Raw genomic sequence first — 24,703 nt, 5'->3', positions numbered from 1 at the left:
ACAAAAACGCCGGCACAAGGCCGGCGCTTTCAAACTAAGTAAAAAATTACTCAGCTACTACATTCACAACCAGTTTCGCGAATACTTCGCTGTGAACCTGGAAGTCAACTTCGTGCTCACCGGTGGTGCGCAGAACGCCGTTTGGCAGGCGAACTTCGCTCTTCGCCACTTCAACGCCAGCTGCAGTAACTGCATCAGCGATGTCGCGGGTACCGATGGAACCGAACAGTTTACCTTCGTCGCCTGCTTTAGACGCGAGAGTAACGGTGCCCAGTGCATTGATTTTCTCTGCACGTGCGTTAGCAGCAGCCAGAACGTCAGCCAGTTTGGCTTCCAGTTCAGCGCGGCGCGCTTCGAAGAACTCAACGTTTTTCTTTGTAGCAGGAACAGCTTTACCCTGTGGAACCAGGAAGTTACGAGCGTAGCCCGCTTTAACGTTAACCTGATCACCCAGGCTGCCCAGGTTTGCTACTTTATCAAGCAGAATAACTTGCATTACCTTATCCTCTTAAAGTCGTTAATGGACAGTTGCCGATTACTGATGACGATCAGTGTACGGCAGCAGAGACAGGTAACGCGCGCGCTTGATAGCACGAGCCAGCTGACGCTGGTATTTTGCACGAGTACCGGTGATACGGCTTGGAACAATCTTGCCGCTTTCAGTGATGTAGTTTTTCAGCGTTGCGATATCTTTATAATCGATCTCTTGAACGCCTTCCGCGGTGAAACGGCAGAACTTGCGACGACGGAAATAACGTGCCATTTGGCTAGTCTCCAGAATCTATCAATTCAATCTGCTCGGCATGTAACACAAGTTTGCTCTGGCCATTGCGTGCCTGATGGCAGCTAATAAAACCTTCGAGTGTGAGTTGCGTGCCGACCGTTATATGTTGAGTAATCGCCTGATGGGCGCTGCCGCTGATAATCACCGGCATCTGACACCAGGCTTGCCGGTGAAACCCGGCTTCCTCCTGCACAGAACGATGCTCAAGCACGAACTGGCAGTGAGGAATCCCTGACGGACTGACTTTTCGAACTGGCGTCTTGCACACGGTGCCAGACAGGCGCAGCCGATTGGCCGTCATCGTGGATTACTCTTCAGAATCCCCAGCATCTGAGTCTTCTGCCGATTCGTTAGCGAAGTCTTCGCGGCGCTCACGACGCTCGTCTTTCGCTTTAACCATCGGAGAAGCTTCAGTTACCGCGTGCTTAACGCGCATAACCATGCTGCGGATAACGGCGTCGTTGAAGCGGAAGTTAGTTTCCAGCTCGTCGATCACTTCCTGCGGTGCTTCTACGTTCAGCAGAACGTAGTGTGCTTTGTGCAGTTTGTTGATCGGGTAAGCCAGCTGACGGCGACCCCAGTCTTCCAGACGGTGGATCGTGCCCTGTGCACCAGTGATAGCACCAGTGTAACGCTCGATCATGCCCGGAACCTGCTCGCTCTGGTCAGGATGGACCATAAATACGATTTCGTAATGACGCATCGATAGCTCCTTACGGATTATTCAGCCTCCTGTCAGGGTCAGCTGCGGCCCACGGAAGCAAGGAACGTTATAGGTTGCGAATCACCCAAAAGATGAAACACACCTCTGAATGCAGCTGAAAAATTGACGCGTAATCATACTGACCTCGCCGGGGAAACTCAAGCGCACAATTCATCAAATTGTCGCTGCCGTGCCAGGCGGGGACACCTTTCGTGCTAAGGATTGAGATTCAGCAGGTTAGTCAGAGATTGTTCAAAATCCCTGAACGAGGCGTTCAGCATGACGATCTGGCGTCGTACTGGTGAAGAACTAAACTCTCTACAGGCGCAACGGTTTGGCTTAATCAGCGCGCCTGAGAGTGAAATCCCTGGAGTGAGGAGTCGATTATGAAAGCTGTCATTATCGCCACTTTACTGGGTCTCTTCCTGTCTACCCCCGCTCTTGCCAGCTCCGCTGACCAGGCGCTGCAGATGAGAAGTAACAGCAGCAAAGCGGCTTCAGGCTATGTCTACGTTAACCGGCTGGATGCGCCAGGCGGTAACCCGGTCAGCGCGAACACCAGCGCCGCCGACCGCTTGTCGTCACAACTGTAGTCCGGCCTGTTATCCCGGGCTGGCGTGCTCCGCGCCGCCAGCCCGTTCCGTTTTACAAATGATGTTTAAAGAAACTGACCAGCGCGGTGAGCGCTGGCGGCGTGATTTTGTGCCCGATCTGCTTTTCCGCCAGAAAGGTGAGCCGGCTGTCGAGCTGCGCCTCGCGCAACGCCTTCTCCAGCCGTACCGTTTCGGCAAACGGTACGACTTCATCCGCTTCACCGTGCCATAACAGCAGCGGCCGGTTAGCCAGCTGCGCCAGCTGCTGACAGGGATCGTAGGCTGCCAGCGGGGCCAGCCGCGCCTGTAACGCCGCTTTTTGCTCTGGCGTGTGCGCTACCAGCGGCGGGAACAGCGTCTGACTGAGCTGCATGAAGTAACCGGAGCCCATCAGGCAGGCAACGCTGTGCAGGTGTGGATAGCGCGCCATCGCGCCCAGCGCGGTCATCCCGCCCATTGAGGCGCCGGCAATGGCGAAACGCTCGTCCGCCACCCAATCGTTGTCGCGCAGCGCCGCTTCCAGCAGCGGCACTTCATCAATGTTCTGGCGCAAAATCTCCCAGAAGTGCGTCATGCGCGCGTCGGTATCGCCGTTGTAGCGTGCGCCGTGCATCTCTGCATCCGGCATCACCACACGGAAACCGGCCTGCGCCAGCGCCACGGCAAAGTAGCTGTACACTTCTTTCGACGAGGTAAATCCGTGATAAAACAGGATGGTGGGTAAGCGCGCCAGCCGCTGTCCGGCCGGTGCCGCGTGAATACACTCAATGCCCGCCAGGTTCTCCGTTGCCAACTCAATCATACCGTCTCCGTTGAGAATGATTATCACTGGTCTCAGTGTACGTGCTGCCGGCCAAAACGCGAGCCACATCACATTTATTTCGATTAATTTCTGCCCTAAACATTTGCCGCATTTTGCCGTTGATCCTGTACCCCTCCAGTTATTTATTAAAGGTACTTTATGAAGCGTCTCTCTCTCAGCGCCATGAGTCTCGGAATTAAGCTGTCTGTATTGACGTCTTTCAGTGTGGCAATCGTGCTGTTTGCCCTGACGTTAACGCTCAGCCATAACGCCGCGCGCCAGCTGGAGCAGTTAGCTGTCGACGATATGCAAAACCAGGTGCTCGGCATTAATGAAATGGCCACGATGTTTAACGCGACCTTATCGGAAGAAGTGGCGAACTATACCCGGCTGTTTCAGAGCTTTTTACCAAAGCGATTCAGCCGTGACGACAGCTCACGCATTCAGGTGGGATCGTTCAGCACGCCGACGCTGCGTGCCGGGCTGAAAACCCTCAACCTCGATCAGATCGCCGTGGACGATTTTCTCGATCGTACCGGTGCAGTCTCCACCATTTTTGTGCGCGACGGCGAGGATTACATTCGCATCGCGACCTCACTGAAGAAAGAGGATGGCAGCCGCGCGGTGGGCACCCAGCTTGACCGCAGCAGTGCAGCGTGGCGCAGCGTGAATAAGGGCGAAGTGTATCGCGGCCTGGCGACGCTGTTCGGCCATCGCTACATCACCCAATACCAGCCGGTGCAGGACGACAGCGGCGCAGTGATCGCCATTCTGTTTGTTGGCGTGCAGATTGATAAACAGTACGCGCTGATGCGGGAGAAAGTGCTGGCGCGACGTCTCGGCGACAGCGGCAGCTTCTTCGTGCTGAACGGCACACCGGGCAGCGCACAGGGCCAGTATCTGTTTGCCCGTCAGTCAGAAGGCAAGCTGCCGGACTGGGATCGCAGCGTACAGCAGCAGATCCTGACGCAGCCGCACGGCCTGCTGGAGATCGCGCATCAGGGCGAAACCCGCCTGCTGGCATGGCAGCAACTGCCGGGCTGGAACTGGATTATCGCCGGTGAAGTCAGCCGCGCCAGCCTGCTGGCACCGATCACCCACAGCCGCAATCTGTTCATACTGATTGGCCTGGCGCTGGTGCTCGCCTTTGCGATTGGCTTTGTGCTGTATAGCCGGCGCGCCATTACCCGGCCGCTGCAGCAGGTGATCCATCTGGCCGAGCAGTATGCGGCGGGTAATCTGCAGGCGCACCTCGACTCAGCGCGCCGCGACGAGATCGGCCAGCTGGTGAGCGCGATTAACGGCATTGGCGACGGCCTGGAGAAAGTGGTAGGCCAGGTACGCGCCGCCGCGCGTGAGATCAGCGACGGCACCGACACCATTGCGGCCAGCAGTTCCAGCATCAGCGAGCAGATTGGCCGCCAGGCGAGCAGCGTTGAAGAGACCTCGGCCAGCATGGAGCAGTTTGGCGCAACCGTGGCGCAAACCGCCGCTAACGTGCGTCAGGCGATGGCGCTGGTCGGTGAAGCCGCCAGCACCGTCAGCCAGGGCGGCAGCACCGTGGCGCGCTCGGTAGAGACCATGGCGGAGATTCGCATTGCCTCGCAGAGCATCGCCGACATTACCCACGTGATCGAGTCGATTGCCTTCCAGACCAATATTCTGGCGCTCAACGCTGCGGTTGAGGCGGCGCGCGCCGGTGAGCACGGCAAAGGCTTCGCGGTCGTCGCTGCGGAAGTGCGTGCGCTGGCGCAGCGCAGCGCCAATGCGGCGAAGGAGATTGACGGGCTGATTGCCAGTTCGATCGACAAAGTGGCCGCCGGCCATGCGCTCTCGGAACAAACGCGTGACGCCATGAGCCATATTGTCAGCCATATCGAACAGGTGAAAACCCTGATGGGGGAAATCAATATCGCCGCTCAGGAGCAGGCCGCGGGCATTGGTCAGGTCAATCTGGCGATGAACCACATCAGCCATGCGACCCATCAGAGCAGCGACATGATTAACCAGTCCGAGCACACGGCGCAGCACCTGAGTCAGAAAGGCCATCATCTGACCCAGTTGGTGAGTATTTTCCGCCTCAACGACTGATGAGCCGGGGCAGATGGCTTACACTTGAGTCATCTGCCTGTTTTCCGGAGCCACCATGCGTACGCTTATTCTGCTGCTGGGCCTGCTGCTGAGCGGCTGTGCCGCACTGCACACCACGCCACAACCCCCGCCAGCGCCCACCACTCAGGCGCAGGAGATCACCCGCGCGCAAAGCTATGGCCTGCCGAAGCTTGGCACCGTCAGCGCCCATTCACGCGGCTCGCCGGATGATGTGCAGCGTGCAATCGCTGCACGCGCCAATCAGAGCGGTGCGGTTTACTATCAGATCCTGATGGTCGATGAGACCACCATGCCTGGCTTCTGGTATGCCACCGCCATTCTGTACGGCGCGCCCTCAGGCGGCAGTAGCACGCTGCAGTAAGCGTGCGCTCAGATCATCACTCAGCGCCTGTGCCGGGCGCGATGAAAGATAACGCGCGCACCAGCTGTCCGCCAGCGGCGGTTCTGCCGCTTTCAGCAGCACCGCGGCACTCGCCAGCCGAATCAGCATATCGCTGACCTGCCGTCCCTGCTCTTCGCGCAGGTTGCCGAGTTGCAACCGCAGCTGACGCCAGCAGCGATCGAAGTGGCGATTGCTGCCCTTCACTGCATCAAACTCATCCTGCAGCATACTAAGCACCTCCGCATGCCGTCCCAGTACACGCAGCACATCCAGGCACATCACGTTACCCGAGCCCTCCCAGATGCTGTTCACCGGCATCTCGCGATACAGGCGCGGCAGTTCACTCTCTTCGCAGTAGCCAATGCCGCCCAGCACCTCCATGGCTTCAGCCACAAACGGCATACCGGCTTTGCAGATCACGAACTTGGCCGCCGGAGTGAACAGGCGTGCATACAGCCGTTCATGCGCGCTGGCTGGCGTTGACCAGGCGCGCGCCAGACGCAGCAGCAGTGCGGTTTGTCCCTCCAGCTGCAGTGCCTGCTGCGCCAGCACCGCGCGCATCAGCGGCTGATCGCTAAGGTTTTTGCCCATCACCTGGCGCTGACCGGCGTGATGCAGCGCTATCGCCAGCGCGCGTCGCATCTGGCCGTGGCTGCCGAGCGCACAGTCAAAGCGCGTCATACCGCCCATTTTCAGGATCAGCCGCACGCCATCGCCCTCCTCACCCATCAACCAGCCGAAGGCATCCTGAAACTCCACTTCGGCACTGGCATTGGCGCGGTTGCCCAGCTTGTCTTTCAGACGTTCAAGACGAATGGCGTTGCGCGTGCCGTCCGGCAGCAGGCGCGGCAGAAAGAAGCAGCTCAGCCCCGCGGCGGTCTGCGCCAGAATCAGGTGCGCGTCGCTTTGCGGCACCGAGAAAAACCACTTGTGGCCGGTGATGCGCCAGGGTTCGCCCGGCGCACGCGTGCCAGGCGGTTCGGCGCGTGTGGTGTTGCTCAACACATCGGTGCCGCCCTGCTTCTCCGTCATGCCCATGCCAATCAGCAGGCCGCGCTTCTGGCTGCCGGGCAGATGATGCGCATCATACCGATCGCTCAGCAGCCGATCGTGCCAGTCGGCGTAGGGAGCGGGCAGATGGGTTTGCAGCAGCGGGATCGCGGCGTGAGTCATGGTTACCGGGCAGAGTGAACCGGCTTCCACCTGCGCATGCAGAATGAAACGCGCCGCGCGTGCCACCATGGCGCTGCCCTGCACGTCAGGCTGCCAGCTCAGGTTATGTAACCGGCTGGCGCACACGCCCTGCATCAGCAGATGCCAGGCAGGATGAAAGCGCACCTCGTCGAGCCGCTCACCGCGCGCGTCGTAACGCAGCAGCTCCGGCGGCTGTGCATTGGCCAGGCGACCTAATTCCAGTGACTCCGCGCTGCCGAGCTGCAGGCCGACGGACGCCAGCCATTCGCGGTCCCAGCCGGCCCCTTCACGCACCACCGCCTCGCACAGCGCGCTGTCGCCGGTGAAGAGATTGCTGTTGCTGAGCGGAGATGGTTGATTGAATACGCTGTGAGTGGTCCAGGCCATGGCACTCTCCTCTCCTGTTGCCCGTACTGATGTGGCTATAAGTATGGAGAGGATGTGCAGTTATGCCTGGTACAGCTGAGGTTTTGCGGCGGCGATCACGCCTGGCGCTGACGCACCGCTTCGAACAGACAAACGCCGGTGGCCACCGAAACGTTGAGGGAAGAGACGCTGCCGGCCATCGGGATGCTGATCAGCTCATCGCAGTGTTCGCGCGTCAGGCGGCGCATGCCTTCTCCTTCCGCACCCATCACCAGCGCCATCGCGCCGGTCATTTTGCTCTGATACAGCGTGTGGTCTGCTTCACCGGCCGTGCCGACGATCCAGACGTTGTACTCCTGCAGCAGACGCATGGTGCGCGCCAGATTGGTGACGCGAATCAGCGGCACGTTTTCCGCCGCCCCGCTGGCGACTTTTTTCGCCGTGGCGTTAAGCGGTGCCGAACGGTCTTTCGGCACGATCACCGCATGCACACCAGCCGCATCGGCGCTGCGCAGGCAGGCGCCCAGGTTATGCGGATCGGTGACGCCATCCAGAATCAGCAGGAACGGCTGATCCAGTGAAGCCAGCAGATCCGGCAGATCGCCTTCCTGATAGTTTTTACCCGGCTTAACGCGCGCCACGATACCCTGGTGCACGCCGCCTTCGACCTGGCCGTCGAGCCACTGGCGGTTGGCCAGCTGAATCACAATTCCCTGAGCTTCCAGTGCGGCGATCAGCGGCTGCAGGCGGCGGTCATCGCGGCCTTTAAGGATAAAGACTTCCTGAAAACGCTGGGGATCACGCTCCAGCAGCGCCTGCACGGCGTGAATGCCAAAAATTATTTCACTCATTACTTTGCTCAAGGTTGGATGTATATCGTTGAATACAGAACATTAATCAGGCTGCGCGTTGGGGCGCAGCCTGCGAAACAGGGTTGAGCAAGGTGCGTCAGCGCTGACGCACCTGGCCGCTGGCGGGTGAAGAGGCCATCAGGCTTCGCTGGCCTTCTTCTTCACTGCGCGCTTCGCCTTGGTTGCGGCGGCGATTTTACGGGTTTTTTCGGAGACTTTTTTGCTTTTTTTCTCGCTTTTATTCGCCGCAGCCGGCTGCTTCTCACCGCGGAAAGCGGCGTCCGGCTCAAAGTTGCCCTTGCGACCCGCATCGCGACGCCGCTTCGCCGGTGGCTTGCCGCCACGCTTCTCACGCTCGCGCGCGGTTTTCCCTTCACCGCGCGGTACGCGTTTGCTGGAGATCAGCGCGAAATCGATCTTGCGCTCATCCATGTGCACCGCGTCAACGCGCACTTCCACCGCATCACCCAGACGGTAAGTGCGACCGCCGGATTCACCAATCAGACGCTGCCCCACCGGATCGAAGCGATAGTAATCATTGTCCAGCGTGGAGACGTGCACCAGGCCATCAATGAACAGATCGTTGAGGCGAACAAAGAAGCCAAAGCCGGTCACGCTGGAGATCACGCCGTTGAATACGTTACCCACCTGATCCTGCATAAAATCACACTTCAGCCAGTCGGCCACATCGCGCGTCGCTTCGTCGGCACGGCGTTCAGTCATCGAACAGTGCTGACCCAGCTGCAGCATCTGCTGCATATCGTAGTGATAACCACCGGTTGGCGTGGTGTTGCCTTTTACCGTGCCCTGCTCTTTGGCCAGCAGATACTTGATGGCACGGTGCAGCAGCAGATCCGGATAGCGACGGATCGGCGAGGTAAAGTGCGCATACGACGCCAGCGCCAGGCCAAAGTGGCCGCGGTTTTCCGGATCGTACACCGCCTGCTTCATCGAACGCAGCAGCATGGTTTGCAGCATTTCAGCATCCGGACGGTCGGCAATCTGCGTCAGCAGATCGGCATAATCGATCGGCTGCGGTTTCGACCCACCCGGCAGGCTGAGACCCAGCTCGCCCAGCACGGTACGGAAGCTGGTGATGCTGTCTTCGCTCGGGCGATCGTGATCGCGGAACAGCGCCGGCTCCTGATGTTTCTCAACGAAACGCGCGGAGGCGATGTTGGCCAGAATCATGCACTCTTCAATCAGCTTGTGCGCATCGTTACGTACGGTGCGCTCCACGCGCTCAATGCGACGCTCAGCGTTGAAGATGAATTTGGCTTCGTCGGTTTCAAACGAGATGCCACCGCGCTGTTCACGGGCGGTTTCCAGCACCTCATACATACGGTGCAGCTCTTCGAGGTGCTTCACCTGCGCCGCATACTGTTCACGCAGCTCCGGGTTGCCCTGCAGAATGCTCCACACTTTGTTGTAGGTCAGACGCGCATGTGAGTTCATCACCGCTTCGTAATGTTTGAAGCCGGTGAGTTTACCGCTGGCCGAGATGGTCATCTCGCACACCATGCACAGGCGATCCACCTGCGGATTGAGCGAGCACAGGCCGTTCGAGAGGATCTCCGGCAGCATCGGTATCACCTGCGACGGGAAGTAGACCGAGGTGCCGCGCTGCTGCGCTTCGTTATCCAGCGCGGTGCCGGGACGCACGTAATAGCTGACGTCGGCAATCGCCACCCACAGGCGCCAGCCGCCACCGCGTTTTTTCTCGCAGTAAACGGCGTCATCGAAGTCACGCGCGTCTTCACCGTCGATGGTCACCAGCGGCAGTTCACGCAGGTCGACGCGGCCTTTTTTCGCCGATTCCGGTACCTGCTCTTTCAGTCTGGAAATCTCTTTCTCGACTTCTTCCGGCCATGAGTGGGGAATTTCATGGGTGCGCAGCGCCATATCCACGGCCAGACCGGTGCCCATGTTGTCGCCGAGAATTTCAGTAATTTTGCCGATGGCTTTGCTGCGGCGCGTCGCGCGCTGCACGATCTCCACCACCACCACCGATCCCATGCGCGCATTCAGCGTCTCTTCCGCCGGGATCAGAATGTCAAAACTCAGACGACTGTCGTCCGGTACCACGAAGCCGGTGCCGGCATCGGTGAAGTAGCGGCCAACAATCTGGCTGTTGCGCGGTTCCAGCACGCGGACCACGCGCGCTTCACGCCGCCCTTTGCGGTCGGAGCCGCCTGGCTGGGCGAGGATGACATCACCGTGCAGGCAGAACTTCATCTGCTCCGCCGAGAGGTAGAAGTCATCTTTCTGACCATCAACGCGCAGGAAGCCGTAGCCATCGCGATGGCCAATCACTTTGCCGCGCAGTAAATCCAGACGCTCCGGCAGGGCGTAGCACTGGCGACGGGTGAACACCAGCTGGCCGTCACGCTCCATGGCGCGCAGGCGGCGACGCAGCGCTTCAAGCTGATCTTCGCTGGTGATGTTTAACTCTTCGGCGATCTCTTCGCGGCTCGCCGGCTTTTCACGCTTTTCTAATAGCGCGAGGATAAATTCCCGACTGGGAATAGGATTTTCGTACTTTTCAGCTTCTCTATCCTGAAAGGGATCTTTTGACATTACGGTTCCTCCGATGTCATTTATGTGGAATTGCCACCGGCGGTTCGGACAATAAGATGTGGTAAAGCGAATCGTTGTTTTGCACCAGGTCGGCGAGCGTATATTTATCCAGTTCCTGCAGGAATAGCTGGACCGCATTATTCAGCGCGCTACGCAGGCGACAGGCTGGATTTATCGCACACTCTTTACAGTTTACCAGCTGCAAAGGCTCCATTTTTCTCACGACATCGCCAATGACGATTTTTTCCGGGTCCATGCCTAAACGAATTCCGCCGTTTTTACCGCGTGTCGCGGCAACAAAGCCGGCCCGGCTCAGTTGATTGATGATTTTAACCATATGGTTACGCGATACCCCGTAGGTATCGGTGACTTCGGTAATGTTGGTCTGCTGACCTTGCGGCAATGTCGCCATGTAAATCAGGGCGCGCAGACCGAAATCGGTAAAACTTGTTAGCTGCACATGTACCTCAGTGAATCATCGATATTGTTGTTATAACGCCCGTGAGCGCTTCGATTAACATTGATGATAAACCAGTGTGGAAAACCCGGAGCGCTTTTTTCCTGCAACTCCTGAAACCAGCAGGAAAAAATGAAGTGAGCGGAGTCAAAGAGCAGATAAACGAAGGCCGGACAGTGTCCGGCCTGCAAAACGTGATTAAGCGTCGAACGGATCGCGCAGAATCATGGTCTCACTACGGTCAGGACCGGTTGAAATAATATCAATCGGCACGCCAGTCACTTCTTCAACACGTTTGATGTAATCACGTGCTGCCTGCGGCAGGCCTTCCAGTGTTTTAACACCAAAGGTGTTTTCACTCCAGCCCGGCAGAGTTTCATAAATCGGCTCGATGCCTTCCCAGCCTTCTGCCGCCAGCGGCGTGGTGATCATTTCGCGGCCATCCGGCATACGGTAACCGACGCAGATTTTCACCTCTTTCAGGCCATCCAGCACGTCCAGTTTGGTCATGCAGAAGCCGGACAGGGAGTTGATCTGCACCGCGCGGCGCACAGCTACCGCATCCAGCCAGCCGGTACGACGACGACGGCCGGTGGTGGCACCGAACTCGTTACCTTTCTTACACAGGAATTCGCCGGTTTCATCAAACAGTTCGGTCGGGAATGGACCGGCACCGACGCGGGTCGAGTAAGCTTTGACGATGCCCAGCACGTAATCCACGTAGCGTGGACCGATACCTGAACCGGTCGCCACGCCACCAGCAGTGGTGTTGGACGAAGTCACGTACGGATAGGTACCGTGGTCGATATCCAGCAGCGTACCCTGTGCGCCTTCGAACATGATCAGGTCGCCACGCTTACGCGCGCCGTCCAGCAGTTCAGACACGTCAACGACCATGCCGGTCAGGATGTCGGCCACCGCCAGTACATCGCTCAGCACTTTATCGTAGTCTACTGCATCTTCTTTGTAGTAGTTCACCAGCTGGAAGTTGTAGAAATCAACGATCTCTTTCAGCTTCACGGCGAAGGTTTCTTTGTTGAACAGGTCGCTGACGCGCAGACCGCGACGGGCAACTTTATCTTCGTAGGCTGGGCCGATACCACGACCGGTGGTACCGATAGCTTTGGCACCGCGCGCTTTTTCACGCGCCAGGTCCATCGCCACATGGTATTGCAGAATCAGCGGACAAGCTTCAGAGATCAGCAGACGTTCACGTACCGGCACACCGCGCGCTTCCAGACCGTTCATCTCTTTCATCAGGGCTTCAGGCGACAGCACAACACCATTACCAATGATGCTGGTGACGTTTTCACGCAGGATGCCAGAGGGAATTAAGTGGAGGACGGTTTTCTCACCGTTGATGACAAGTGTATGGCCTGCATTGTGGCCACCCTGGTAACGCACAACATATTTCGCGCGTTCAGTCAGAAGGTCTACGATCTTACCTTTACCTTCATCACCCCATTGGGTGCCCAGTACGACGACGTTCTTACCCATTTTCTAAAATCACCGATTGCTTAAAAATGGATTCTACCATCGGATTTTCACTCTTTCAGCACTTTTAGCATACGATTGCGCTGTTTTTTGCCTGAGTTTTGATCACTACAACATGTTGGGGGCAATGCTCTGCAGCAGACACAATTTAGCCGTGCGGCAGCGTGCAGATTTTTGCTCAGCCATTCGCGTGCGTGCTCAGCATGGCGTAAATCACCACGCCCGCCACCACCAGCCCGCCGCCAAAACGGTGCAGTATACGGTCCGGTAACTGCGTCATCGCCAGAATCATGCGACGCCACAGGCGCGGCAGCAGCATCGGTCCTAATCCCTCCAGCACCAGCACCAAAGCCAGCGCCATCCAGACGGTTGTGTTCATTCTGTTTTCCCAAAAAAAAGGCCGACATCAGTGTCGGCCTCAAGGTTATAACAGTTATTAACGCGAGACGTTAGTTGGCGCCTTCATATAGCGGAAGAAATCGCTATCCGGGCTCAGCACCATCACGTCCTGATTGTCCGCGAAGCTGTTCTCATAGGCACGCAGGCTGCGGATAAAGGCATAGAAATCAGGATCCTGGCTGAAGGCGTCAGCGAACAGCTTGGCCGCTTCACCATCCCCTTCACCACGGCTGATCAGCGCCTGACGCTGCGCTTCTGCCAGCGTACGGGTTACCTGATAATCGGCCTGGGCGCGCAGTTTTTCCGCCTCTTCCTGACCCTGTGAGCGCTGGCTACGTGCTACCGCTTCACGCTCGGCGCGCATACGGTTGTAGATCGCGTCCGACACTTCGGTCGGCAGGTTGATCTGCTTGATGCGCACGTCGACCACCTGAATACCCAGCGCCGCCATACTGTTCGGGTTTGGCGCTGGCTCATTGCTGTTGGTCTCGCGCTCAACGCGGGCAGCCGCGCTGGCAATCGCATCGTCAGCGGCTGGCGTCTGCACTTCGTCGTCATTGCCGGCACTGCCGGTGTTCAGCGCATCGCGTACGTCGGTAGTCAGACGGCCACGCGAGTCGGTGACGATATCTTTCACATCAAGACGGCCCATTTCTGAACGCAGACGGTCGCTGAACTTACGTTTCAGCAGTACTTCCGCCTGAGATACATCGCCACCGCCGGTCGCGAGGTAGTAACGGCTGAAATCGCTGATGCGCCACTTGATGTAAGAGTCCACAATCAGGTCTTTCTTCTCTTTGGTGACGAAACGATCGGCCTGGTTATCCATGGTCTGGATGCGCGCATCCAGCGACTTCACGGTTTCAATAAACGGAATTTTGAAGTGCAGGCCCGGTGCGTACACCTGCGGCTTGTTCTCATCATCACGCAGCACTTTACCAAAGCGCAGCACGATACCGCGCTGGCCTTCCTGCACCACGAACAGTGAGGCGTACAGCACCACCAGAACAACAATAATTACGGCGATGATTGGCTTACGCATCGATTACTCCCTCCCTTCGCGCTGGGTATCGTTACGCAGCGCATTGGCGCGACGCTGATCCATGATGCTGTCCGGACTGTAGGATGAAGTGTCGCCGCGGCCGGCATTGCTGCCCGGTGACGACGGTAACTTCATCAGATTGGCATTGTTCTGACCGCTCTGGCCGCCTGCCTGGCCGCCACGCATCAGCTGATCCAGCGGCAGCACCATCAGGCTGTTGCCACGGTCGTTAACCAGCACTTTGCGGGTATGGCTGAGCACGCGCTCCATGCTTTCAATGTAGAGACGTTCTTTGGTGATCTGCGGTGCGGCTTTGTACTCCGGCAGCAGACGCGCGAACCGCGCCACTTCACCCTGCGCTTCCAGCACGGTACGCTCTTTGTAGGCTCGCGCCTCTTCAAGAATACGCTGCGCCTGGCCGTTAGCACGCGGCTGCACTTCGTTGGCGTACGCTTCAGCTTCACGCACGTACTGCTCGCGGTTTTCGCGGGCGGCAATCGCATCGTCAAACGCGGCTTTGACCTCTTCCGGTGGACGCGCCGCCTGGAAGTTGACGTCAAGCAGCGTAATACCCATGTTGTAAGGACGAATGGTTTCGTCGATTTCACGCTGGGTATCGCTACGCACGACGGTACGGCCTTCGGTGAGGATACGGTCCATGGTCGAGCGGCCAATCACGCCGCGCAGCGCGCTGTCAGTAGCCTGACGCAGGCTGTCATCGGCACTGGTCACCGCATACAGGTAGCGCTCCGGATCGGTCACGCGGTACTGCACGTTCATCTCCACGCGCACCACGTTCTCGTCCGAAGTCAGCATCACGCCAGACGCCGCCAGCTCACGCACCGCTTCGACGTTGACGGCCCGCACCTGATCGATAAAGGTCGGTTTCCAGTTGAGGCCAGGCTCAACCAGATGGCTGAATTTGCCGAAACGCGTCACGACCCCGCGTTCCGCTTCTTTAATGGTGTAGAAACCACTGGCTGCCCAGATGACCACTGCCGCCACGGCGACAATGCCAACCAGTTTGCCACCGCTGCCGCCGCTGCGCTGGCCGTTATCGCTCTGTTTGCCACCGCCCAGTCCGCCGAGTTTTTTACTCAGCTTACGGAAGATATCATCCAGATCAGGAGGTCCCTGATCGCGACCTCCTTTATTTCCCCCAGAGTTGCCGCCTTGGTTATTGCTGCTTCCCCACGGGTCGCGGTCCTGTCCGTTATTTCCGGGCTGATTCCACGCCATGTCTCTACTCCATTTATTGTATATAAGTTTACCCTGCCACGTGCCGGGCACGTCTTGGGGTAAATGAGTTGGGCAACGGTCAAACAATATAACTGGCGAGCTGCGGTTCCTGCTTGCACAAGCGGCGCCAGTCAACAATCGGCATTCGCACCTGCAAACCTACGCAGCCATCTTCTTCATTCCACTCTTTTTCAATCGCCTGCAGCTGATAGAAGCGGCTGCGCAGGCGGCCCGCTTCCGGCGGCAGACGTAAATCATACTGCGCCACTTCACCGGCTAAGCGCTCGGACAGCGCCTGCCACAGCAGCGGCAAACCGGCACCGCTCTGCGCCGACAGCCACACGCGCGTCGGCCGGTTTTCTTCGTCGCGATCGATACGCGGCTCAAAGCCATCCAGCATATCGATCTTGTTCATCACCAGCAGCACCGGAATCTCATCGGCTTCAATCTCTGCCAGCACTTCGTTTACGGCGTCGATGTTGTCATTGACGCGCAAATCCGCGGCGTCAATCACGTGCAGCAGCAGCGACGCCTGACGGGTTTCCTGCAGGGTGGCTTTAAACGCCGCCACTAAGTCATGCGGCAGGTGACGGATAAAGCCTACCGTATCCGCCAGCACCACTTCGCCGACATCGGCCACATTCAGGCGGCGCAGCGTCGGGTCCAGCGTGGCGAACAGCTGGTCGGCAGCATATACGTTGGCTGAAGTGATGGCGTTGAACAGGGTGGATTTGCCGGCGTTGGTGTAGCCCACAAGGGAGACGGTCGGCACATCGGCTTTCGCACGCGCCTGACGTCCCTGCTCACGCTGTTTTTCCACGCGTTCAAGGCGGGACAGAATCTGGCTGATGCGGCCGCGCAGTAAGCGACGGTCGGTTTCCAGCTGGGTTTCACCCGGTCCACGCAGGCCGATACCGCCTTTCTGCCGCTCAAGGTGTGTCCATCCGCGCACCAGACGGGTGGCAAGATGGCGTAACTGTGCCAGCTCGACCTGCAATTTCCCTTCATGGGTGCGGGCGCGCTGGGCAAAAATATCGAGAATTAAGCCGGTGCGATCGATTACGCGACATTCGCACAGCCGCTCAAGATTACGTTCCTGAGCAGGGGATAAGGCATGATCGAATAAAACGACCGATGCTCCACTCGCTTTCACCGCATCGGCAATTTCAACTGCCTTTCCTTCACCGACAAAATATTTGGGATGTGGCGCTTTACGGCTGCCGGTAATCACTTGCAGCGCATCGACGCCCGCAGAAGAGACAAGAGTTTCAAACTCCTGCAAATCTTCCAGCTCTTTGTCTTGGGAGAACCAGATGTGTACCAGTACGGCCTGCTCACCGGCATCATAACGGTCAAACAAGCTATAACCTCGCTAAAATAAAATAACCAGGACGGGAAAACGCACTCGCTCCCCAGCCCTGGCTTTACGGCCGTGCAGAATTACTCTGCGTTATCGCCGTCTTGTTGTGGCTGCGACTGAGCGCCCTGGTTGCTTCCGCCATGGTGGTAGTTACTGCCACCGCTGCCGCCCGCGTTGTTGCTATGGTGCGAAACCGGACGAGAAGGAACCACTGTAGAGATGGCGTGCTTATACACCATCTGGCTTACCGTGTTTTTCAACAGAATGACGAACTGATCAAAGGATTCAATTTGTCCCTGCAGCTTAATACCATTCACCAAATAGATCGAAACCGGTACACGTTCACGACGCAATGCGTTCAAAAACGGGTCTTGTAATGATTGCCCCTTAGCCATTCTATCTTTTCCTTATATGCTTGTTGTTTGTTACTTTGTGAACCGTGGTTCAGAAAAACTGCGTAAAAATTTGCGCACGATAACGGACCAATTGTACACAATCATCCCTGCTACGCACTAACAACCTGAAGCACCGCATTACGCGCTAATTCTGGCGCGTCACTGTCTAACCAGTGGACGTCGGGCCAGCCACGTAACCAGGTCATCTGGCGTTTAGCGAGCTGCCGGGTGGCGCAAATTCCCCGATAAACCATTTCGTCGTAATCGATTTCGCCAGACAGATAAGACCACATCTGACGGTAACCAACACAGCGAATGGAAGGCATGTCCGTATGCAAATCACCTCGTGCAAACAGTGCCCGAGCCTCCGCTTCAAAACCTGACGCTAACATCTGGTCGTAACGCAACGCGATGCGCTGGTGTAACAGTTCGCGGCTCGCCGGAGCGATAGCAAACTGGTACACATCGTAGGGTAACGCTTCACCGGCCGTTTTTGTCAGTTCCGTTAAAGTTTTACCCGAAATAAAAAAAACTTCCAGTGCTCGCGAAAGTCTCTGCGGATCATTCGGATGAATACGACTACCGGCGACCGGATCGATTTCACACAGCTGGCGGTGCAGGGCTTCCCAGCCTTTTTCCGCCGCCATTTGCTCTATTCGCTGACGCACTTCCGGATCGGCCGAGGGCAGCGGCGACAATCCTTCCAGCAACGCTTTGAAGTAAAGCATGGTTCCACCAACAAGCAGCGGAATCTTACCTTTTTGGGTAATCTCCGCCATTTCTGCCAGCGCATCGCGACGAAACTCAGCAGCGGAATAGCTCTCCGCCGGGTCGCGAATGTCCAGCAAGCGATGGGGTGCCTGCGCCAACTCCTGTGCCGACGGTTTCGCCGTGCCAATATCCATCCCGCGATAGATTAAGGCAGAGTCAACGCTAATAAGTTCCACCGGAAGTTGCTGACGCAGCGCAATGGCTAATGCCGTCTTACCGGAGGCGGTCGGCCCCATCAAAAAAATTGCCTTTGGCCGGCTAGCCTGGTTCAGTTCACTCATGCTTCAACGCGTTTAGCGCGCTCTCAATCTCAAGGGTCTGTAACAGACCTGAAGGCGGCGATTTCAGCAGATGCGGACAGAGCCGTTCGAGCTCTGCCAGCAGCGTGATCGCCTGCGAGTGATTCCAGTGAGGTTCTGCCGCATCGTCGCGTCGCGCCAGCCACTGGGCCAGTGCGGAAGCAGAAACCTCTTGCTGCCGGGCGAGATAGCCTAACAGGTCTGGAATCAAGATTTGTAAATTTTGTGTTCGTAACGGTAAAGGGACAGCGCGCAGCGTCACATGCTGTCCTTCCCGTTGTAAATCAATGCCCATCTGGCTTAACAGCGCCGCCTGGGCATCAATCACGCTTAACTCTTCGTGAGCGATTTTCAGCCGTACCGGGATCAGCAGCGGCTGCGGTTTGAGCCCCTCATCGCCGGGTTGCAGCTGGGCCTGTTTGAGCCAGCGCGCCGCCACGCTTAATGACAGCAGCTGCAACGTCTCCCCGCGCTCCAGCAGCGCATAGCGCTCGCGTACCACGCTGAGCACCCGGCCAAAACTTTGCGTGTGGGTGGCCAGCGGCGCTTCACGCGCGGGTGCCGGGCGTGGCGCGGGCGCGGGTTCAGCGGCCGGTGCGCGTGGCGTCTCCGCCGCCGGTGTTTTTATCAGCTGCTGATAAACCGCCCCTTCACGCGCGCGATAGCCCGACTCTTTCGGCTGCCACTGGCCGCCCGTGCCGCCAGATGCCGCACTGCCACCGCTGCGCGCACCGGTTGCCGGCTGGGCAAAGTGATTCGCCCCGGCGGCCTGGCGGTTCTCTGGCTGCCACTGCGGCGGCGGCTCTTCGGCATGGGCCAGCGGCAATTCGGCGCTGCGACTGGCCTGCAGCACGCTCATCACGCCCTGCCAGATAAAGTCATGCACCAGACGCGACTGATGAAAACGCACCTCATGCTTCGCGGGATGCACGTTGACATCCACCTGGTGCGGGTCAATCTCCAGATACAGCACGTAGGCTGGCTGCTGATCTTCACCGAGCTGGGTTTGATAGGCCTGGCGGATGGCGTGATTAATCAGCTTATCGCGCATCATGCGACCGTTAACGTAGCAGTACTGCAGGTCGGTAACCTGACGCGACCCCGCCGGATCGGCCACCCAGCCGCGCAGCGCCAGATCGTCGTGCTGCCAGTCAATGCGCAGCGCATGCTGCATGAAAGGTGTCCCGCAGATGGCGCCCAGACGCCGCTCGCGCTGCGCCTCCTGCGTCACGCCGCGATACTGACGCACCAGCTTGCCGTTGTGCGTCAGCGAAATGGCGACGTCGAAACGCGCCAGCGCAATGCGGCGAATCACCTCATCAATGTGGGTGAACTCGGTCTTTTCGGTGCGCATGAATTTACGGCGGGCAGGCGTGTTGTAGAACAGATCGAGCACTTCCAGCGAAGTCCCCACCGGGTGGGCAGCGGGTTTGACCGTCACCGCCATATCGCGCCCTTCGGCATAGGCCTGCCAGGCTTCCTGCTGATCGGCGGTGCGCGACGTCAGCGTCAGGCGCGACACCGAGCTGATACTCGCCAGCGCTTCGCCGCGAAAGCCGAGGCTGACAATCGCCTCCAGATCATCCAGCGAGGCGATTTTGCTGGTGGCGTGGCGGGCCAGCGCCATCGCCAGTTCATCTCTGGCAATGCCGCAGCCGTTGTCGCGGATGCGGATCAACTTTGCACCGCCCTTCTCAATATCGACCTCAATGCGCGTCGCTCCGGCATCAAGGCTGTTTTCCACCAGCTCTTTTACGACCGAGGCCGGACGCTCAACCACTTCGCCAGCGGCAATCTGGTTCGCCAGCTGAGGCGGTAAAATCTGTATTGGCATGGTGGTGATCCTTATCAGGTATGGGCTGCGCGCAGCCCCTCATCAGGATTGTGGAATCTTTAAATTTTGCCCCAGCATCACGTTGCTCGACTTCATGTTATTCGCCTGCATGATGGCTTTCGGGCTGACGCCGTACTTCGCGGCAATCGCCGTCAGCGAATCACCGCGCACCACTTTGTGCCGCGCCGGACGGCTGGCCGCGCTGCTGACGCCGGAACCGGCCGGCACTTTCAGCCGCTGGCCGACCCAAACCACATCGCGCTTCAGGTTATTCAGCTCGCGCAGCGTCGCCATGCTGACCCCGTATCGCGCGGCAATGCCGGACAGCGTCTCGCCGCGCGTCACGGTATGGCGCTGGGTAGCACCGGTGTATTGCACGGTGCCGGTGGCCGGGTTGCTGGCGACGCTAACCGCTGGTGCGCGATCCAGCGGCCGGTTTTCCTCCTTTGGGACCGATTGCAGCGGATGCGCGAGGAAATAGTTACGCAGTCCTTTGTAAATCGACTGGGCAATCTTTTCCTGATACGCGCTGCTGCCTAGCAGCCGCTCCTCCCCGGCGTTACTGATAAAGCCGGTTTCAACCAGTAAAGAAGGGATGTCCGGCGAACGCAGCACGCCGAGGCTGGCATGTTCCGGCAGACGCTTGTGCAACGGCGTTACGCCGCGCAGCTGCTGCAGCACTTTGACCGCCACGTCATAGCCGACGCGCTGTGAATGGCCAAACTGCAGATCCAGCACCGCCTGGCTCAGGTAGGGATCGGCCTGGCTGTTCGCCAGCAGATCGCCCGCACCGCCCAGCAGCTCAGACTGTTTCTCTTTCTGCTCCAGCCAGTTAGCCATTTCGCTGTTGGCGCGACGGTTGGACAGCACCCAAACCGAAGCCCCGGTGGCAGAGTGATTCGGTGCGGCGTCGGCGTGAATCGATACCAGCAGGTTAGCGTTCTCTTTACGCGCCACCTCGGAACGGCCCATCACCGAAATAAAGTAGTCGCCGTTACGCGTCAGCACCGGTTTAAACATTGGGTCCTGATCCATCAGCGCTTTGAGCTTCCGCGCGATGGCTATGGTGACATTCTTTTCATGTAAGCCGTGCTGGCCCGACGCGCCAGGATCCTGACCGCCGTGTCCGGCATCAATCGCCACGATCACCGCATCATTACGGCTGACAGCACCGCCCGGACGCACCGTGGTGTTGCTGCTGGTCACCGCCGTCACCGGATTGGCGTTGAACGGATTGCCCTGGCTGGTCGTAGCGCTGTCGCTCTGGCGCGCACGCGTCACCGGTGCCGCCGCGGTGCTGCGTCTGGCCGGCTGAGTGCCACTGATGGTGAAGACCACGCGATACTGATTGCCGTCGCGCTGCGTACTGGCGCGCGTTTTTGCCGCCTGGGTCAGCTCAAACACCAGCCGGATGCTCTGCTTATCCTTCGGCTGGCTATTACGAATCCGTTTAACGATGTTTTCGCCGCTAAAGTTGAGCGGCAGCCCCTGAATATTGCCGCTCTGGCGAATATCCAGCACCACCCGGTTCGGGTTGTGCAGCGGAAAGAAGCCATACACCGGCTGGCCGTTGAAGCTCAGGGTCACCGTCGCCTGGCTGTCGCCGTTATCGACTTTGATATCCGATAGTGTCGCGGCCAGCGCCGACGAGGAGAACAGACACAGCAGGGCGAGCATCATCCCGGTAACGCGTGACATCATGCCGGTTCCCTGCCCTGCTGAAACTGGTGCAGCAGCGTGTCGCCGAGCGGCGAATGCGCGCGGATTTCCGCTGCGCGCGCGCTGGCGACGTAGCTTAGCGTCAGTGCCAGATCTGGCTCTGGCAGCACACCTGCGCCCTGCTGCGGCCACTCAACCAGGCACAGCGCGTCGCCGCTGAAGTAGTCACGGATGCCCATAAACTCCAGCTCTTCCGGGTCGGCGAGGCGATAGAGATCGAAATGGTACAGGCTACGGTCGCCCAGCTGATAGGGCTCAACCAGCGTATAGGTTGGACTTTTGACGTTGCCCTGATGGCCAAGCGCCTGCAAAAAGCCGCGGCTGAAGGTGGTTTTACCGGCACCCAGATCGCCATACAGATAGATCACCACCGCGCTGCTGCAAACGCGGGCCAGTTGCGCACCCAGATTCAGGGTTGCCGCCTCATCGGGCAAAGGAATAACACAGGTCTTCATGCTTTATTGTTGGATCATCTCTGGATTAACAAACTGCCACAGCAGTGCGAACAAATCAGTGGCTAACATGCCGCGCGTCCCGCGCTGTCGCGCTACCGCATCCGCCGCGGCACCGTGCGCGACACAGCCCGCACAAGCGGCGTCAAACAGGGTGGCCTGCTGGCCCAGCAGGGCGGCGATCATACCGCTCAGCACATCGCCCATACCGCCGGACGCCATGCCTGCATTGCCGACATCCGCAATCGCCATGTCGCCCGTCGCGCTGGCAATTACCGTACCGGCACCTTTCAGCACCACCACGCCGCCGTAGCGGTTTGCCAGGGTCTGCGCGGCGTGTAAGCGGTCACTCTCAATCTCTGCGGTTTTCACCCCGAGCAGGCGTGCTGCCTCGCCGGGATGCGGCGTAATGATGCGATTCTGACGGTTATCTGCATTGATTGCCAGCAGGTTAAGCGCATCAGCATCCCAAAGCATCGGCTTTTCACTCAGTGCCACCTTTTTCAGTGCCTTCTGAGCCCATTCCCGCTGGCCAAGACCGGGGCCGATGGCGATGACATCCGCCCACGCCAGCGCGTCGTCCAGCCGCGCGTCGCTCAGGGCATCCACCATCAGCTCCGGCCGTGCGCTGAGAATCGGACCAATATTATCTTCATGCGTTAACACCCGCACAAGCCCGGCACCGCTGCGCAGCGCCGCTTCGCCGGTCATGCGGATTGCGCCGGCCGTGCCGCTGTCGCCGCCGACCACCAGCAAACGGCCGTGATCGCCCTTATGCGAGGTGGCTTTGCGCGGCTTCAGCCAGCGCGGTAAATCCGCTGCAGCGTAGCGATGAATCGGCGCCGGCTCGCCAGCGAGAAACGCGTCCAGGCCAAGCGTCGCGCAATGCAGCACGCCGACGTGGTCACGCGCTTTGCCGGTGAGCTGACCGGGCTTCAGCGCAATCATACTTAACGTGCAGTCCGCCACGACCGCCGCCCCTGGCGTGGTGCCGGTCGCGGCCACCAGCCCGGAAGGAATATCGACGGCAAACACCGGCGCGGCGTGCGCGTTGATCTGTTCGATCAGCGACTGATAAGGCGCGGCAGGCGCGCGATTCAGCCCGGTGCCCAGCAGCGCATCAACAATCACGTCGATGTGTTCCGGCCAGGCGGCGTCGGCGGCATGAATCACGCCGCCCGCCGCCAGCCAGCCGTCGCGCGCCTGCTGTGCTTCTTCCGGCAGCGGACGTTCGCTGTCACAGGCCAGCAGCGTCACGCTCAGCCCGGCGGCCTGCGCCAGCCGCGCCACCACGTAGCCATCGCCGCCGTTATTACCGTGGCCGCATAAAATCAGCCAGTGCTGCGCCTGCGGCCACTGCTGGCGAATCCGTTCATAGCTGGCCTGCCCGGCGCGTTGCATCAGTTCATACAGCGTCAGGCCCAGGCTATCGGCGGCGTCGCACTCCAGTTGCGGCATGGCCTGCGCAGGCCAGACAGAGTGTGGTAAACTGCGTGCGTTTGCTTCAATTGCCTGGTCTCTCATGTCATACCCTCTCGATCTTCAACAGCTCGCTCAACAGATTAAACAGTGGGGGCGCGAACTCGGCTTTCAGCAGGTGGGTATTTGCGATACCGACCTGAGCGCCGAAGAGCCGAAACTGCAGCAGTGGCTGGAGAAACAGTATCACGGCGAGATGGACTGGATGGCGCGTCACGGCATGATGCGCGCCCGCCCGCATGAACTGCTGCCCGGCACGCTACGCGTGATCAGCGTGCGCATGAACTATCTTCCGGCCAAAGCCGCGTTTGCCAGCACGCTAAAAAACCCGCAGCTGGGTTATGTCAGCCGCTACGCGCTGGGCCGCGATTACCACAAAGTATTGCGCAATCGACTGAAAAAGCTCGGAGAAAAAATCCAGGCCCACTGCGGCGAACTCAATTTTCGTCCGTTTGTCGACTCTGCGCCGATTCTGGAGCGGCCGATTGCCGTCAAAGCCGGACTCGGCTGGACCGGCAAACATTCGCTGGTGCTTAATCGCGAAGCTGGCTCATGGTTTTTCCTCGGCGAACTGCTGATTGATCTGCCGCTGCCGGTGGATGAGCCGCAGCAAGAGCAGTGCGGCCGCTGCGTCGCCTGCATGACCATCTGCCCGACCGGCGCCATCGTCGAACCTTATGTCGTCGATGCGCGCCGCTGCATCTCCTATCTCACCATTGAACTGGAAGGCGCCATTCCCGAAGCGCTGCGTCCGCTGATCGGCAACCGCATTTACGGCTGTGACGACTGCCAGCTGATCTGCCCGTGGAACCGCTATGGTCAGCTGACCGATGAAGAGGATTTTTCGCCGCGCGCGGTGCTGCACGCGCCGCAGCTGGTCGAACTGTTCGGCTGGGATGAAGCCCGTTTTCTGCGCGTCACGGAAGGCTCCGCCATTCGCCGCATCGGCCATCTGCGCTGGCTGCGTAACGTGGCGGTGGCGCTGGGTAATGCGCCCTGGGCACCCGGGAATCTTACGGCATTAGAACAGCGGCGCGGTGAACATCCGCTGCTGGATGAGCACATTGACTGGGCGATAGCGCAGCAGCGGCAAAAGCGCGCGGCGCAGGCGATAGAGGTGCAATCGGCACAGCAGCAGCGGCTGGTGCGCGCCGTCGAGAAAGGGTTACCGCGTGATGCATGATTGAGCAATCGCGCAGGATATTATGCTTTTCCACATGCTGTGAATAAAATTATTTCCCCGAATAGTGACGTGGATCGTTATTTCGTCTAAAAGGGGCATTCACAGTCTGAAATATCATTTACCCAATAAAAAACATAGGGTTAGATAATTACTGTAAACATTTACGTCGGGTTTTGCGCGCAGGGGCTTGTCCAGAGCTTGTGGATAACTCTGTTC

At 58.8% G+C, this 24,703-nt stretch carries 24 protein-coding genes; 4 read left to right on the top strand and 20 right to left on the bottom strand.

The window, feature by feature from the left end:
- Positions 1-46 precede the first annotated feature (46 nt).
- Genes rplI through rpsF form a run of 4 tightly spaced genes read right to left on the bottom strand, consistent with a single transcriptional unit; the run spans position 47 to position 1,487 of the window.
- A complete protein-coding gene (rplI, locus tag OXR61_RS12995) occupies positions 47-496 on the bottom strand; it encodes a 50S ribosomal protein L9 (protein WP_021509748.1) in 450 nt (149 codons plus the stop codon).
- A 39-nt stretch (positions 497-535) separates the two neighbouring features.
- On the bottom strand, positions 536-763 hold the full coding sequence (gene rpsR / locus OXR61_RS12990) for a 30S ribosomal protein S18 (protein WP_000135199.1): 228 nt from the start codon (positions 761-763) through the stop codon (positions 536-538).
- Between the two features lie 4 nt (positions 764-767).
- The gene (gene priB / locus OXR61_RS12985; RefSeq protein WP_031280155.1) at positions 768-1,085 is read right to left on the bottom strand and encodes a primosomal replication protein N; all 318 of its coding nucleotides are present in this window, start codon (positions 1,083-1,085) and stop codon (positions 768-770) included.
- 6 nt (positions 1,086-1,091) lie between these two features.
- Positions 1,092-1,487, bottom strand: a complete 396-nt coding sequence (gene rpsF / locus OXR61_RS12980; protein WP_021509750.1) for a 30S ribosomal protein S6 — start codon at positions 1,485-1,487, stop codon at positions 1,092-1,094.
- A 386-nt stretch (positions 1,488-1,873) separates the two neighbouring features.
- Between rpsF and OXR61_RS12975 the strand changes: the two genes are divergently transcribed.
- The gene (locus OXR61_RS12975) at positions 1,874-2,080 is read left to right on the top strand and encodes a hypothetical protein (RefSeq protein ID WP_021509751.1); all 207 of its coding nucleotides are present in this window, start codon (positions 1,874-1,876) and stop codon (positions 2,078-2,080) included.
- Between the two features lie 52 nt (positions 2,081-2,132).
- Here OXR61_RS12975 and yjfP read toward each other — a convergent pair whose 3' ends face one another.
- On the bottom strand, positions 2,133-2,882 hold the full coding sequence (gene yjfP, locus OXR61_RS12970; protein WP_021509752.1) for an esterase: 750 nt from the start codon (positions 2,880-2,882) through the stop codon (positions 2,133-2,135).
- A 159-nt stretch (positions 2,883-3,041) separates the two neighbouring features.
- Between yjfP and OXR61_RS12965 the strand changes: the two genes are divergently transcribed.
- A complete protein-coding gene (locus tag OXR61_RS12965; protein WP_031280156.1) occupies positions 3,042-4,973 on the top strand; it encodes a methyl-accepting chemotaxis protein in 1,932 nt (643 codons plus the stop codon).
- Positions 4,974-5,028: 55 nt separating this feature from the next.
- Positions 5,029-5,355 carry a biofilm peroxide resistance protein BsmA gene (gene bsmA, locus OXR61_RS12960; protein ID WP_021509754.1) on the top strand — a complete coding sequence of 109 codons (327 nt, stop codon included), beginning with the start codon at positions 5,029-5,031 and terminating at the stop codon, positions 5,353-5,355.
- Here the strand turns inward: bsmA and OXR61_RS12955 are convergent.
- The 15 genes from OXR61_RS12955 to nnr form a co-directional block, all read right to left on the bottom strand.
- Positions 5,329-6,957 carry an isovaleryl-CoA dehydrogenase gene (locus OXR61_RS12955; protein WP_021509755.1) on the bottom strand — a complete coding sequence of 543 codons (1,629 nt, stop codon included), beginning with the start codon at positions 6,955-6,957 and terminating at the stop codon, positions 5,329-5,331. The genes bsmA and OXR61_RS12955 overlap by 27 nt on opposite strands.
- Before the next feature lie 95 nt (positions 6,958-7,052).
- A complete protein-coding gene (gene rlmB / locus OXR61_RS12950; RefSeq protein WP_021509756.1) occupies positions 7,053-7,787 on the bottom strand; it encodes a 23S rRNA (guanosine(2251)-2'-O)-methyltransferase RlmB in 735 nt (244 codons plus the stop codon).
- Between the two features lie 138 nt (positions 7,788-7,925).
- Positions 7,926-10,364: a ribonuclease R gene (gene rnr / locus OXR61_RS12945; RefSeq protein ID WP_021509757.1), complete on the bottom strand. Its 2,439-nt coding sequence runs from the start codon at positions 10,362-10,364 to the stop codon at positions 7,926-7,928.
- 16 nt (positions 10,365-10,380) lie between these two features.
- Positions 10,381-10,824 carry a nitric oxide-sensing transcriptional repressor NsrR gene (nsrR, locus tag OXR61_RS12940; RefSeq protein ID WP_021509758.1) on the bottom strand — a complete coding sequence of 148 codons (444 nt, stop codon included), beginning with the start codon at positions 10,822-10,824 and terminating at the stop codon, positions 10,381-10,383.
- A 195-nt stretch (positions 10,825-11,019) separates the two neighbouring features.
- Positions 11,020-12,318: an adenylosuccinate synthase gene (locus OXR61_RS12935; protein WP_021509759.1), complete on the bottom strand. Its 1,299-nt coding sequence runs from the start codon at positions 12,316-12,318 to the stop codon at positions 11,020-11,022.
- A 175-nt stretch (positions 12,319-12,493) separates the two neighbouring features.
- Positions 12,494-12,694 (bottom strand): DUF2065 family protein, encoded by a 201-nt coding sequence (locus OXR61_RS12930; protein WP_031280157.1) that lies wholly within the window; start codon positions 12,692-12,694, stop codon positions 12,494-12,496.
- 57 nt (positions 12,695-12,751) lie between these two features.
- Complete coding sequence (hflC, locus tag OXR61_RS12925) at positions 12,752-13,756, bottom strand: protease modulator HflC (protein WP_021509761.1); 1,005 nt, start codon at positions 13,754-13,756, stop codon at positions 12,752-12,754.
- Positions 13,757-13,759: 3 nt separating this feature from the next.
- Entirely contained in the window at positions 13,760-14,995 is a 1,236-nt protein-coding gene (hflK, locus tag OXR61_RS12920; RefSeq protein WP_021509762.1) for an FtsH protease activity modulator HflK, read from the bottom strand.
- A gap of 79 nt (positions 14,996-15,074) precedes the next feature.
- The gene (hflX, locus tag OXR61_RS12915) at positions 15,075-16,355 is read right to left on the bottom strand and encodes a ribosome rescue GTPase HflX (RefSeq protein ID WP_021509763.1); all 1,281 of its coding nucleotides are present in this window, start codon (positions 16,353-16,355) and stop codon (positions 15,075-15,077) included.
- 80 nt (positions 16,356-16,435) lie between these two features.
- A complete protein-coding gene (gene hfq, locus OXR61_RS12910; RefSeq protein WP_010618006.1) occupies positions 16,436-16,750 on the bottom strand; it encodes an RNA chaperone Hfq in 315 nt (104 codons plus the stop codon).
- A 110-nt stretch (positions 16,751-16,860) separates the two neighbouring features.
- On the bottom strand, positions 16,861-17,802 hold the full coding sequence (gene miaA / locus OXR61_RS12905; RefSeq protein WP_031280158.1) for a tRNA (adenosine(37)-N6)-dimethylallyltransferase MiaA: 942 nt from the start codon (positions 17,800-17,802) through the stop codon (positions 16,861-16,863).
- Positions 17,795-19,654 (bottom strand): DNA mismatch repair endonuclease MutL, encoded by a 1,860-nt coding sequence (gene mutL, locus OXR61_RS12900; RefSeq protein ID WP_267412310.1) that lies wholly within the window; start codon positions 19,652-19,654, stop codon positions 17,795-17,797. The genes miaA and mutL overlap by 8 nt, the downstream gene beginning before the upstream one ends.
- A gap of 42 nt (positions 19,655-19,696) precedes the next feature.
- A complete protein-coding gene (gene amiB, locus OXR61_RS12895) occupies positions 19,697-21,355 on the bottom strand; it encodes an N-acetylmuramoyl-L-alanine amidase AmiB (RefSeq protein WP_021508128.1) in 1,659 nt (552 codons plus the stop codon).
- Positions 21,352-21,828, bottom strand: a complete 477-nt coding sequence (gene tsaE, locus OXR61_RS12890; protein WP_021313354.1) for a tRNA (adenosine(37)-N6)-threonylcarbamoyltransferase complex ATPase subunit type 1 TsaE — start codon at positions 21,826-21,828, stop codon at positions 21,352-21,354. The genes amiB and tsaE overlap by 4 nt, the downstream gene beginning before the upstream one ends.
- A gap of 3 nt (positions 21,829-21,831) precedes the next feature.
- Complete coding sequence (gene nnr, locus OXR61_RS12885) at positions 21,832-23,349, bottom strand: bifunctional ADP-dependent NAD(P)H-hydrate dehydratase/NAD(P)H-hydrate epimerase (protein WP_031279820.1); 1,518 nt, start codon at positions 23,347-23,349, stop codon at positions 21,832-21,834.
- On the opposite strand from nnr, the gene queG reads away from it, so the two are divergent.
- A complete protein-coding gene (gene queG / locus OXR61_RS12880; protein ID WP_031279821.1) occupies positions 23,348-24,487 on the top strand; it encodes a tRNA epoxyqueuosine(34) reductase QueG in 1,140 nt (379 codons plus the stop codon). The two genes, nnr and queG, sit on opposite strands and share 2 nt — an antisense overlap.
- Positions 24,488-24,703: the final 216 nt, after the last annotated feature.

Origin of the sequence: Pantoea sp. GM_Pan_4 (assembly GCF_026541005.1) — a bacterium.
In the GTDB taxonomy this organism is placed as follows: domain Bacteria; phylum Pseudomonadota; class Gammaproteobacteria; order Enterobacterales; family Enterobacteriaceae; genus Pantoea; species Pantoea dispersa.
This window is presented reverse-complemented; position numbering and strand designations above follow the sequence as displayed.